Genomic DNA, 12,330 nt, shown 5'->3' on the forward strand with positions numbered 1-12,330 from the left:
TGCAGGGCGCCGGGCCCGGGGACGTAAGGAGTCTAGACGGGTTGGGGCGGGGGGACCAAGAGGCGGGCGCGACCACTGACTGGAAGCATCGCTTCGCGCGGGCGAGGGCGGCGAGGGCGGAGGTAGCCGTCGGTGCGAACGAGCTGGATAACTCGCCTCCTTTTTTAAAGGGGGCTGGCGCCTGCGTGAATAGAGGTCGGGGTAGAGCGGCTGCGCCGGGGGATTTGCTTTGCCGTTGCAGCGAAGAGCAAATCCCCCCTGGCCCCCCTTTTTCAAAGGGGGGAATGGTGCGAAAGAGGGGGAGCGGGATCGAAGCGAACTTCGAATGGGTTACGCCGCGCTGCAACCTCGCCCCCTTTGTAGAAGGGGCTGGCGCCCGCGTGAATCGAGCGAAAGAGGGTTGGAGCGGGATCGAAGCGAGCTTCGAATGGGTTACGTCGCGCTGCAACTTTGCCCCCTTTGTAGAAGGGGGCTGGCGCCCGCGTGAATCGGAGGCTGGATGGGGTGGCTGCGCCGGGGGATTTGCTCTTGCTTTTGTCGTTGCAGCAAAGCCCTGAGCAAATCCCCCCTACCCCCCTTTTTCAAAGGGGGGTACAGCAGGGCTTCAAACGGAGATTTGATGCCGCTCAAGCAAGAACGGGGCCGCGTGCGGCCCCGTTCTTGTCGTCATCGGTGTTTCGATCGGTTCAGTGCGCGGCGCCGGTCGCGGCCGGCGCCGCGGAAGACGGTGCCGTTGCGCTGGCCACCGGTGCGGCCGCAGGCTTGGGCGCCTGCCACAACTTGGTTTCCGGCTTGGTGCCCAGCATCTGCCCGCGCAGCAGCGGGATCGGCGGGCCGCCGTAGCTCAGGAACTGGTCGTGGAAGCCTTTCCACGCGTTGCGGCCGCCGCGCGTAGCGGTCCAGTCTTCGCGCAACTGCATGATCATCAGCTTGCCCAAGGTGTAGTTGAGGTAGGCCGGATCGTAGGTGCCGCGAGCGGCCTGCTGGCGGGCGTTGCCCGGGTCCTGGAAGGCCTTGTCCTTGAACATCTGTTCGGACTGGGCGACGGTCATGCCGCCGGTGTGCAGGCCGATCGCCGACAGATAACGCACGTTGCGCAGCAGCGCGTTGGTGAGTTGGCCGATGTGGATTTCCGGGGTCGCACCGTCGAGGCCGGCGTCGAACATCATTTCCTCGGTGTAGTGCGCCCAGCCTTCGGCATAGGCATAGCCGACGAACAACTGGGCGAACTTCCACTGCGAACGGTTGGCGTGCAGGAACTGCAGGAAATGGCCCGGCCACACTTCGTGCGCCGAGGTGAACAGCAGGTCGGCCTTGCCCGGCACGTAGGCGTCCTGTTCGGCCTTCGGCCAGTTCGGATCGGGCGGGGCGATGTAGTAGACCGACGGCAGATTCTTCTCGTACGGGCCGGGGATCTCGATGTAGGCGAAGTTGTTGCGGTTGAACGGCGGCGCTTCCTCGACCTTGGCCTGCTCGGTGCCCGGGATCGTCACCAGGTCCTTGTCGACCAGGAACTGGCGCAAGCCGACCAACTGCGCGCGTGCGCCTTCGACTGCGCCGCCGACCGGTTTGTCGTCGTTGACCCGGGTGATGCAGTCGTTGAGCGATTTGCCCTTGGCGTATTGGTCGCAGGCGCTCTTCAATGCGGCGAGATTGCGTTCGAGGTCGGCTTCGCCGGCGGCCTTGAGCTGGTCCAGCGGCAGGTCGACGCCTTCGGTGGCCTTGAGCATCTTCGCGAACTTGTCCGCGCCCAGGGCGAAATCCTGGGTGGCCTGGGCTTTCTGCGAGGCCATGTGTTCGGCCAGTTCGCGCATGGCGGCCGAGGCGGCGGCGTTGGATTGCTTGAAGCGCGCCTGCAGGGCGTCGTCCTTGACCTCGGCGAAGATCTTCGGCACGTCGGTGTCGAAGAACTGGGCGAGGCCGCCGAACACCGCGGTGCCGAGCTGGATATAGGTTTCGGGGAACGGGCCCTTGAGGTTGGCGCGGATCTGCGCGACCGCCTTGGGCAGGTTTTCCTGATAGGTCACGAACGCGGCCATGCGCTGCGGCAAGGGCGCATAAGGACGGGTCAGGTACATGCTCGGCGACAGGTCGCCGGCGTAGAAGGCCGGGTTCTTGGCGGAAAAACCCGACTCTTCCAGCCAGAACAACTGGCCGTCGATGACCGCGCGCACGTAATCGCGTTGATAGCGCTGAGCGGCGTCGAGGCGCTCGTCGCCGAACGCGTTGATGGCGTCGCGCTGCTGGTGCAGCCATTGGATGTTGCGTTGCAGGCCTTCGGCCGAGAAATCCGGCAGGCGACCGTCGAACTCGTGCTTGCCGGCGTTCGCGCCCCAGGTCGGGAAGTGTTCGAAGAAACCGTTGAGGAAGCCGTCGACGGCGGCGTTCCATTCGGCGCCGGCCGGCTTGGCCGCGGCGGGCGCGGCATCGGCACCGGCGGGCGGTGCGGCGGTTTCGGATTTGCAGCCGGCGGCGAGCGCGGCGACGACACAGACGGACAGCGACAACAGACGCAGGGAACGCATGCGGGATCTCCAGAAGGCGATGACGGCGAAGCGGTTCGTGTGACGGTCGAGCAGGTGCGGACCGCCTGAGCGGCGGCGTGAGTGCGCCGTCGATCGTCGCGGCAACCGGGCCGGAAGCGATAGTGCCTTTTGCCCTAGCTGGGTGCCGAATTCGGCACAGTGGCGGAGATCCGCGATGCCGCTAGCGCGTGTGCGGCAAGCGCGATGCCAGCGCAAGGCGCAGACGCGCCATGCGTTCGCGCCGATGCCGCAGCGCAGCAATCGCCGCTGGCGCATCGCAGGCCTCAAAGCGCAGCCGCGCATGCGGAGGTGCCTGCGCCAAACGCGGCAGATCGGCGGCGATCACATGCCCCAGGCGCGCATAACCGCCGACGGTCTGGGCGTCGGCGAGCAGGACGATAGGACGCCCGTCGGCCGGCAATTGGATGGTGCCGGGCGCGACCGGCTCGGACACGCCGCTGCCGCCGACGGCGGGCAAGGGCGCGCCGTCCAGGCGCAGGCCTTGGCGATTGCTGGCGGCGGCGACGCTCCAGGGCTGGCGGGCGAGCGCTGCGGCGCTGTCGGCCAACGCCGGGTTTGCGACGGGCAGGTAGCGGATCGGCAGGTGCGGGTCTTCGTCGAAGTCGGGGTCGACCCACCAGCGCGCGATCTGCGGCGAGTCGATGCGCAAGCTCGGCGCCGAACCGAGCGGCAGACGGTCGCCGGCCTGCAAGGCGCGGCCCTGGTGACCGCCGAAGCCGCCGCGCAGGTCGGTGCTGCGGCTGCCGAGCACCGGCGCCACTTCGAAACCGCCGGCGATCGCCAGCCAGGCGCGCACGCCGTTGCGCACGCCGCCGAGCTTGAGCGTGCCGGCCGGCAGATCGATCGGCCGCGCCATCGGCAACACCGTGCCCTCGAAGCGGGCATCGACCGACGCGCCGAGCAGGGCGATGCGCGAAGGCCGCGGCAGGCGCAGGCTCGGGCCGTGCAGGCTCAGTTCGAGCACGGCATCGTCGTCGCGATTGCCGACCAGATGATTGGCCAGCGCGGCCAGTTCCGGGTCGAGCGCGCCACTGCGGGCGATGCCGAGATGGCGCCAACCGTGCCGGCCCCGGTCCTGCACGCTGGTCAGCGGGCCGGGCGCGATCACTTCGATGAATTCGTTTCGTGTGTTCATGCCGGCGTCTGCGCTTGCAGGCGCGCAAGTTCGGCGAACGCGGCCGCGTCGATGGCGACGAAGCGCACGCGGTCGCCGGGTTGCAGCAGGCTCGGCTGGGCACGCGCGAGGTCGAACAAGGCCAGCGGCGTGCGACCGAGCAGGCGCCAACCGCCGGGACCGGGGCGCGGATAGATGCCGGTCTGGGCGCCGCCGATGGCGACGCTGCCGGCGGCGACTTCGGTGCGCGGCGTCGCCAGGCGCGGCAGCGCGAGCGCGGGGTCGAGCCCGGACAGATACGGAAAGCCTGGGGCGAAGCCGATCATCGCCACCGTGTATTCGCCGCCGCTGTGACGTGCGATCAACTCGTACGCGGACAGGCCGAGTTCGGCGGCGGCGCTGTCGAGATCCGGGCCGTAGTCGCCGCCGTAGGCGACCGGGATCTCGACGATGCGTTGCGGCGTGGGTAGCTCGTCATCGCTCGCGTCGATGACGGCGCATTGCGTCATCAGCCAGGCCTGCACGCTCAAGGCGTCGACCGCGGCCTCGTCGAAGAACAGCGCCAGGCTGGCGTAGGCCGGCACCAGGTCGCGCAGCCACGGCGGCGCTTGCGCGCGCAGCCGCGCGGTTAGGCGGTGCACGCGCGCGTTGACCGCGTCGTCGATGCCGTCGCCGAGCCGCAGCAGCCAGGCATCGTCGGCAAGCGCTTCGAACACGAAGGCCGATGGCGCCGACGCCGTAGCCGCGCTCACGCCGGCAACGCGTCCTGCAGGCGGCGGATGCGTTGCACCAGGATCTCGGGGGAATACGGCTGCGCGCTGGCCATGCCCCAGACCGGACGCGGCCAGGCGATGTCCTCGCGATAGCGCGCGATCACGTGCACGTGCAACTGCGGCACCAGGTTGCCCAGCGCGGCGACGTTGAGCTTGTGCGGCTTGAACGCGGCCTGCAAGGCACGGCTGGTGCGGGCGATCTCGCGGGTCAGGGCGAGCTGTTGTTGCTCGTCGAGGTCGATCAGTTCGACCGCGCCGTCGACGCGCGGCACCAGGATCAGCCAGGGATGGTTGGCGTCGTCCATCAGGCGCAGTTCGCTGAGTTCGAACTGGGCGACCGGATGGGTGTCGTCGGCGAGTTGCGGGTGCAGGTGCCAGGGGTTCATTTGAGGCTGTCCGCTAGAAAATCGAGCGTGCGAGTCCAGGCCAACGCGGCGCTGTCGGCGTCGTAGTCGGCGCGCAGGTTGCAGTTGAAGCCGTGGCCGGCTTCGTAGAGGTGGATCGGCGCGGTCGGCAGCGCCTGTCGGTGCTGTTCGATCGCTTCCGGCGGGATGCTGCCGTCGTGGCGGCCGAAGTGGAACAGGATCGGCGCGCGGACCGGCGCACGCGGCCGCTCGCTCAGGAACGGCACGGTGCGGGCGCCGTAGTAGCTCACCGCCGGCAGGTCGAGGCGGGTATTGGCGAGAAAAGCGACCGAGCCGCCCCAGCAGAAGCCGACCGCGCCGGTGCGCAGGCCTTCGCCCTGCAGCAGGTGGGCGGCCGCACCGACGATCTCGGTGGCGCGGTCGAAACCCACGGCATTGCGCAATTCGACCCCGCGCGCGGCCGCCGACTGGTCGTAGCCCAGCTCGACGCCGCGCTCGACCGGGTCGAACAGGGCCGGGGCCAGCACCGCGTAACCGGCCTGGGCGAAGCGTTCGGCGACGTCGCGGATATGCGCGTTGACCCCGAAAATCTCTTGAATCACCACCAATCCGCCGCGCGGGACCGCGCTGGGGTCGGTGCGCCAGGCGGCGACCGTGCCGGCCGGGGTGTCGAGGTCGATCCAGTGGCCCATGGCCTGCTCCCGAACGAATTCATCCAAACCACGGCCAGTTTAGCCCCGGAGGCTATAATTCGCGCCCCGGCGGTTCCCGCCCGGGCCCGGCCGCCCCCCGCGGCGTCCGGCTCTCTTGTTCAGGTCTCCTCGTTCATGTCTTCCGCCAGCGTCTCGCCAGCCAATCCCAAAGTCGGTTTCGTCAGTCTCGGTTGCCCCAAGGCGCTGGTCGATTCGGAACGCATCCTCACCCAGTTGCGGGTCGAGGGTTACGACATCGTCCAGACCTACGACGCCGCCGACGTGGTGGTGGTCAACACCTGCGGCTTCATCGACTCGGCGGTGACCGAATCGCTGGATGCGATCGGCGAGGCCATCGCCGAGAACGGCAAGGTCATCGTCACCGGCTGCCTGGGCAAGCGCTCGGAGCTGATCCGCGAAGCGCACCCCGGCGTGCTGTCGATCAGCGGACCGCAGGACTACGGCAGCGTGATGAGCGCGGTGCACGCGGCGCTGCCGCCGAAGCACGACCCGTTCATCGACCTGGTGCCGCGCCGCGACGATGGCATCGGCGTCAAGCTCACCCCCAAGCACTACGCCTATCTGAAGATTTCCGAAGGCTGCAATCACCGCTGCAGCTTCTGCATCATTCCGTCGATGCGCGGCGATCTGGTCTCGCGCCCGGTCGACGAAGTGCTGCGCGAAGCCGAAAAGCTGGCGATGGGCGGGGTCAAGGAACTGCTGGTGATCTCGCAGGACACCTCGGCCTATGGCGTCGACGTCAAATACGCCGAGCGCGAATGGCGCGGCAAGTCCTACCAGACCCGGATGAAGGCGCTGTGCGAAGGCCTTAGCGAGCTCGGCATCTGGACGCGTCTGCATTACGTTTATCCGTATCCGCACGTCGACGACATCATCCCCTTGATGGCCCAGACTCATAACGGGATGCCCAAGCTGCTGCCTTACCTCGACATTCCGTTCCAGCACGCCAGCCCGCGCGTGCTCAAGCTGATGAAGCGCCCCGGCGCGGTCGACAAGACCCTCGAGCGCATCCAGCGCTGGCGTTCGATCGCCCCGGACATCGCGATCCGCAGCACCTTCATCGTCGGTTTCCCCGGCGAGACCGAGCAGGAGTTCGAGGAACTGCTCGACTTCCTCGACGAAGCCCAGCTCGACCGCGTCGGCGCGTTCGCCTATTCGCCGGTCGACGGCGCCAAGGCCAACGATCTGCCCGACCCGGTCGACGAAGACGTCAAACAGGAGCGTCTGGCGCGTTTCATGGAGCGCCAGGCCGAGATTTCCGCGGCCAAGCTCGAAGCCAAGGTCGGCAGCATCCAGCGCTGCCTGGTCGACGCCATCGACGGCGACCTCGCCATCGCCCGTTCGATGGCCGATGCGCCGGAGATCGACGGCCTGGTGCAGATCCAGAACGGCCTCGAAGCGCAGCTGCGCGTCGGCCAATTCGTCGACGTCGAGATCATGGGCAGCGACGAACACGACCTGTTCGGCGAAGCCGTCGAACAGGATTGAGGCGGGCGCCGAGCGGCGGCGTCATCCCGAGGTCCCGGGGTAGGAGCGACGTCCCACAGGGATTTCCTGCGGTCACAAGTCGCGACCGCGCCAATCGGATTACGCCGTAACCGTGGTTTCGCGGTCGCGGCTCACGCCGCTCCTTCATCCGCGACGCCGCCATCTCCTGTAGGAGCGACGTAAGTCGCGACCCAACCAACAGACTTGCGACGCCGTTACGGATACGGGTCGCGGCTCACGCCGCTCCTACATCCGCGACGCCGCCATCCCCTGTAGGAGCGACGTAAGTCGCGACCGCGCCAACAGGCCCACGACGCAACCACAGTCAGACCGCCTGGCCCGCCGCATGCCCCGATGCCCAGGCCCACTGGAAGTTGTAGCCGCCGAGCCAGCCGGTGACGTCGATCGCCTCGCCGATGAAATACAGGCCCGGCACGCGCTTGGACTGCATCGTGCTCGACGACAGCTCGTCGGTGTCGACACCGCCCAAGGTCACCTCGGCGGTGCGATAACCCTCGGTGCCGCTGGCCACCAGCGGCCATTCGCTCAAGGTCGCGGCGAGCTGCTTCAGCTCCGGCAGGTTGTATTGCTTCATCGGCTTGTTGCCCAGCCAGACCTCGCACAAGCGCTGGGCGAAACGCCGCGGCACCACCTCGCCGAGCACGGTCTTCAACTCCGCGGCGGAACGCTCGCGTTGCTGCGTCTGCAGCCAATCGAGCGCATCGTGCCCCGGCAGCAGATCCAGGCGTAGATCGTCGCCCGGCTGCCAGTACGACGAGATCTGCAGGATCGACGGGCCGCTGATGCCGCGATGGGTGATCAGCATCTGATTACTGAAACTCTGGCCGTTGCAGCTCGCGGTGACCGGCAGGGCGACGCCGCTGAGGTCCTGCAGGCGTTCCTGGTGTTTACCGCTGAGGGTCAGCGGCACCAAGCCGGCACGGGTCGGCAACACGTTGTGGCCATAGCGCTTCGCCAACTCGTAAGCGAAGCCGGTCGCGCCCATGCTCGGAATCGACAGGCCGCCGCTGGCGACCACCAACGACCGCGCCACGAAGCCGCCGCGCGCGGTGTGCACGCGGAAACCGCTGTCGCCCTCGTTGTGGACGATGCGTTCGACCGCGCAGCCGATCTCGATGCGCACCCCGGCCGCCAGGCACTCGTCGACCAGCATCTGCACGATCAGCTTCGACGACACGTCGCAGAACAGCTGACCGAGTTCTTTCTCGTGATAGGCGATGCGATGGCGCTCGACCATCGCGATGAAATCCCACGGCGTGTAACGCGCCAGCGCGGACTTGCAGAAGTGCGGATTGGCCGAGAGGTAATTGGCCGGGGTGGTGCCGGTGTTGGTGAAATTGCAGCGCCCGCCGCCCGACATCAGGATCTTCTTGCCGACCTTGTTGGCGTGCTCGATCACCACTGCACGCAGGCCGCGGCGGCCTGCGGTGAGGGCGCACATCAAGCCGGCGGCACCGCCGCCGACGATCACCACATCGACCGCTTCCGTCATGCTCAGGCGGCTCGCGCGTCCGCGCTCTGGCGCACGCCCGGGGTCAGCACCAGCGCGCCCTTGTCGGTGCTCAGCGACACTTCGCCGTCCTGGATCTGGCAATCGAGACGGAAGCTGCGTTCGACCAGGCCGGCCATCGCTTCCACCGCAGCCGGGTCGAGGTCGAGCACGGTCAGGTTCTTGAGCCGGCGCAGGATGGCGACATTCTTGTCCCACCAGATGTCGGCGGCGCGGCCGCCGTAGTTCACCACCACCACCTGGCGCGCGCGGCCGCAGGCCTTGCGGATGCGCGACTCGTCGGGCTGGCCCACGTCGATCCACAAATCGATGTCGCCGGTGTAGTCGCGCAGGACCACGTCGGGCTCGTCCTCGCTGCTCAGGCCCGGGCCGAATTCCAGCCGCTCCTGCGCGTTCAGCGCGAACGCCAGCATCCGCACCATCAGCCGTTGCTGGGTTTCGGAAGGGTGTTGCGCCAGGGTCAGGGCGTGGGCGGCGTAGTAGTGCCGGTCCATGTCGCTGATTTGCAACTCGATCTTGACGATGGTGGCATTGGGCGCCATGGGCTGAGCTCGCAGGAAAACAGCGCGCATTCTAGGCGCTGGCGGCTTCCGCGTCCGGTCCGGGGTGCCCGGGCTGGTTCAGGCTGGTCGGGCCGCCGTCCGGCTGCCTGCATCTTGGCTGGGTCTTGTTGGATCAGGGCTGGACCTTGTCTGGGTGGGGCGCCGGGCCGCCGTTCTGCGGCGTGGGCGAGGGCGGCGAAGTCGGCGATGATGCCGGCATGTCGCCGAACGAATCGAATCTGCCCCTCGACGGCATCGCCCCGAGCCGCTTGCAACTGCCGCCCGGCCCGTGGACGAACTTGCTCGATGGCCTGTGCGCGCGTTTTCCGGCGATCGCACGCGAGCGTTGGCTCGACCGCTTCGCGCGCGGCCGCGTGCTCGATGCGCAACGCCAGCCGCTGAGGGCCGACGCCGTCTATCGGATCGGCATGGAGATCCTGTATTTCCGCGAAGTCGCCGAGGAACCGCGAATTCCGTTCGAGGAGCGCGTGCTGCATCGCGACGCGCACCTGGTGGTGGTCGACAAACCGCATTTCCTGCCGGTGACCCCGTCCGGCGGCTTCGTCGCCGAGACCTTGCTGACGAGACTGATCCGGCGCTACGACGAACCCGATCTGGTGCCCTTGCATCGGCTCGACCGCGGCACCGCCGGGGTGATGCTGTTCTCGCGCGACCCAACCTCGCGAGCGGCCTATCAGGCCCTGTTTCGCGAACGCCGCATCCACAAGCGCTACGAAGCCTTGGCACCGGCTCTGCCGGCCCTCGAATTCCCGTTGGTGCGGCGTTCGCGCCTGGTCGCAGGCGAGCCGTTCTTCCGCATGTGCGAGGCCGAAGGCGAACCCAATAGCGAGACCCGCATCGACGTCATCGACCGCGACGGCCCGGTCTGGCGCTACGCCCTGGAACCGGTGACCGGCCGCAAACACCAACTGCGCGTGCACCTGGCCGCCCTCGGCGCGCCGATCCTCAACGACCCGTTCTACCCCTTGTCGCCGCAGGCGCTGGCCGACGACTACACGCGGCCGCTGAAACTGCTGGCGCGCTCGCTGCGGTTTGTCGATCCGCTGGAGGGGAGCGAGCGGTGGTTTGAGAGTGGGTTGGGGCTTTAGAGCCCCGATTAACAGCCTACGAGCTCACCAGCTCTAAGTGCCTAATATATAAGGCATACGGTTAGGCCCGTCTCCCAAAACTCCTCTGCGGGTGGTCTAGGTTCCTGCATTTTCAAGCATTTGAGATCGGATTAGGGCGGCAGATCTTTCACTCAAGCCGCGCGGCCAGTTTCATTCAATGAGGCCGTCGGGTGCAGTTGGACCAAGACTTTGGACCGCGCTCTGGGCTGTGTCTTCGGCTGGGTTCGCAAGTACGAACCAGAAATTAACGAGGAGTCGCCGCGCGCAATCGCGAGCGGCTGACCAACAGCCATATCGAACCTGCTGAAGCAGCACTCGGACGACGCAAGCCCACCGCTCATCGGATAGCATCAGCAATCGCCATTCGCAAGGACTGACAAATGTCGAGGCTGCACGTAACTCAGATAGCCGGGCGATTTAGAGAGGCCATTCGCCCTGACTTAGAACTCCTCGGAGAGATCGATGGGTTAGCTGATGAAGCGGTATGGTCGCGCTGCCTAGCAGCTCACGCAATTTATATGGCCACTGGATGCAGTCCGGTAGAAGCTGCTATCGCTGTATGGGATGGTACCGGCGATAACGGCATTGATGCTGCTTACTACGACCCCAACAAGAAACGGGTTGTGCTAGTGCAATCAAAGTGGATCATCTCTGGATCCGGCGAACCAGCGGCGCGTGACGTTGCATCCTTTGTTAAAGGAGCATACGACCTTATCGAGGCGTCTCAGGCCAATTTCGACGCTCGCCTCACCGGGAGAGTGAGCGACATAATTAATCGACTTCAAGAGCCAGGCACTGAAATATATCTATATGTAGTGTCGACCGGGGCGTCCACGCTCTCGCAGCCCGCCAAGCAGCATCTTGATGACTTTGTTCGAGACGTGAATGACGGAATGCTGGAACCGCTCGCAGGCATGGCGGTATTCGGTCTCAGGGAAGTCTACGCGTCGATTGCATCACCAGCCAATGAAGGCGACGTCGAGCTGCAATGCCAGCTTTTCCACTACCACTTCGTCCGGACTCCCTACCCTGCTTACTTTGGCATGGTGGACGGACTCACAATTCGATCATGGTGGCAGAATAACGGTGGCAGACTACTGGCAACTAACATTCGCCACTCTCTGGGTTCGACCGATGTCAACACCGAGATTCGTCAGACAGCAACTGATGAGCCCGAGAAGTTTTGGTACTACAACAACGGCATCACAATAATTGCAACTGACACCCTGCAGGCTCCAGCCGCAGGCGCGACTCGTGAAGCAGGGATATTCCGTCTTCGTGGCGCATCGATCGTAAACGGTGCGCAGACCGTCAGTACCCTTGGTGCGATTGAAGATGAAACTGCGTTAGGAAGAACATGGGTATCGGTACGAGTGATTCTTCTCAATCAAGCACCGCCAGACTTCGCTGCCGCGGTCACTCGCACCAACAACCTGCAGAACCGGATAGAAGCACGCGACTTCGTCGCGCAAGATCAGCAACAGCATAGGCTGCGCCAGGAATTGGCGATGGAGGATATTGAGTACCAGTACGTCCGAAGTGGCGACTTCGTCAGCTCTCCGAATTCGTGCGATCTCATCGAAGTAACTACTGCGCTAGCGTGTGCGACAGGCGCCCCAAATATGGCGGTACAGGTCAAGACCGGGTTAGGTCGCTTTTTTAACGATCTTAGTCGCCCCCCGTACCTTGCCATCTTCAATCCCGCGACAACTGGATCGCGAGCATTTAATGCAACACTGGCCCTTCGTGCGATTGAGCTATGGATCGAAACAAAAAAGGCCACGTACGTACGCAAGGCTGGACAGAGCTGGGGAGCGCTAGTCCACGGAAACCGACTGATGGCTTCTTTGGCGTTTGCAGCTCGGCTAGGAACACTGATTGATGTGCCGGTTCGAGACTTCCTTTTGCAGACTCCGCACGAAGGCGAGGCTTTTGAGGAGCTAATGGAAGAAACGCATTCCTCTGTTGTTAATGAGCTAATGCGCAACTACGAGAACCGGCACTTGGCCATACTGTTCAAAAACCCTTCCCAGACGGCCGCGGTTCACGCCGTCGCCTTGGATGATCTCAAGGGCAAGCAGTTCCTGTTCTACCCCTGATCGCCAGCGTGCACAGAGCTCCCTCTGCC

General features: G+C 65.5%; 10 protein-coding genes. 3 read left to right on the forward strand and 7 right to left on the reverse strand.

What is annotated here, in order from left to right:
* Positions 1-686: 686 nt before the first annotated feature.
* From LC490_RS04615 to LC490_RS04635, 5 genes are all read right to left on the reverse strand, one after another.
* Positions 687-2,525: a DUF885 domain-containing protein gene (locus LC490_RS04615; protein ID WP_223619430.1), complete on the reverse strand. Its 1,839-nt coding sequence runs from the start codon at positions 2,523-2,525 to the stop codon at positions 687-689.
* A 181-nt stretch (positions 2,526-2,706) separates the two neighbouring features.
* Complete coding sequence (locus LC490_RS04620; RefSeq protein ID WP_031372249.1) at positions 2,707-3,681, reverse strand: biotin-dependent carboxyltransferase family protein; 975 nt, start codon at positions 3,679-3,681, stop codon at positions 2,707-2,709.
* The gene (gene pxpB, locus LC490_RS04625; RefSeq protein ID WP_223619431.1) at positions 3,678-4,412 is read right to left on the reverse strand and encodes a 5-oxoprolinase subunit PxpB; all 735 of its coding nucleotides are present in this window, start codon (positions 4,410-4,412) and stop codon (positions 3,678-3,680) included. The genes LC490_RS04620 and pxpB overlap by 4 nt, the downstream gene beginning before the upstream one ends.
* Positions 4,409-4,819, reverse strand: coding sequence for an HIT family protein (locus tag LC490_RS04630; protein WP_031372247.1), 411 nt, complete (start codon positions 4,817-4,819; stop codon positions 4,409-4,411). Before LC490_RS04630 ends, pxpB begins: the two co-directional genes overlap by 4 nt.
* Complete coding sequence (locus LC490_RS04635) at positions 4,816-5,490, reverse strand: dienelactone hydrolase family protein (protein WP_223619432.1); 675 nt, start codon at positions 5,488-5,490, stop codon at positions 4,816-4,818. Before LC490_RS04635 ends, LC490_RS04630 begins: the two co-directional genes overlap by 4 nt.
* A gap of 135 nt (positions 5,491-5,625) precedes the next feature.
* Here LC490_RS04635 and rimO point away from each other — a divergent pair, with 135 nt between their 5' ends.
* Positions 5,626-6,999 carry a 30S ribosomal protein S12 methylthiotransferase RimO gene (gene rimO, locus LC490_RS04640; protein ID WP_031372245.1) on the forward strand — a complete coding sequence of 458 codons (1,374 nt, stop codon included), beginning with the start codon at positions 5,626-5,628 and terminating at the stop codon, positions 6,997-6,999.
* A gap of 325 nt (positions 7,000-7,324) precedes the next feature.
* Here rimO and LC490_RS04645 read toward each other — a convergent pair whose 3' ends face one another.
* Positions 7,325-8,512 (reverse strand): NAD(P)/FAD-dependent oxidoreductase, encoded by a 1,188-nt coding sequence (locus LC490_RS04645; protein ID WP_223619433.1) that lies wholly within the window; start codon positions 8,510-8,512, stop codon positions 7,325-7,327.
* Between the two features lie 2 nt (positions 8,513-8,514).
* A complete protein-coding gene (locus LC490_RS04650) occupies positions 8,515-9,072 on the reverse strand; it encodes a YaeQ family protein (protein WP_057917605.1) in 558 nt (185 codons plus the stop codon).
* A gap of 218 nt (positions 9,073-9,290) precedes the next feature.
* Here LC490_RS04650 and LC490_RS04655 point away from each other — a divergent pair, with 218 nt between their 5' ends.
* Positions 9,291-10,181, forward strand: a complete 891-nt coding sequence (locus tag LC490_RS04655) for a pseudouridine synthase (RefSeq protein WP_223619434.1) — start codon at positions 9,291-9,293, stop codon at positions 10,179-10,181.
* Between the two features lie 401 nt (positions 10,182-10,582).
* Positions 10,583-12,301: an AIPR family protein gene (locus LC490_RS04660; protein WP_223619435.1), complete on the forward strand. Its 1,719-nt coding sequence runs from the start codon at positions 10,583-10,585 to the stop codon at positions 12,299-12,301.
* Positions 12,302-12,330: the final 29 nt, after the last annotated feature.

The organism is Lysobacter sp. ESA13C, assembly GCF_019970005.1.
Classification (GTDB): domain Bacteria; phylum Pseudomonadota; class Gammaproteobacteria; order Xanthomonadales; family Xanthomonadaceae; genus Lysobacter; species Lysobacter antibioticus_B.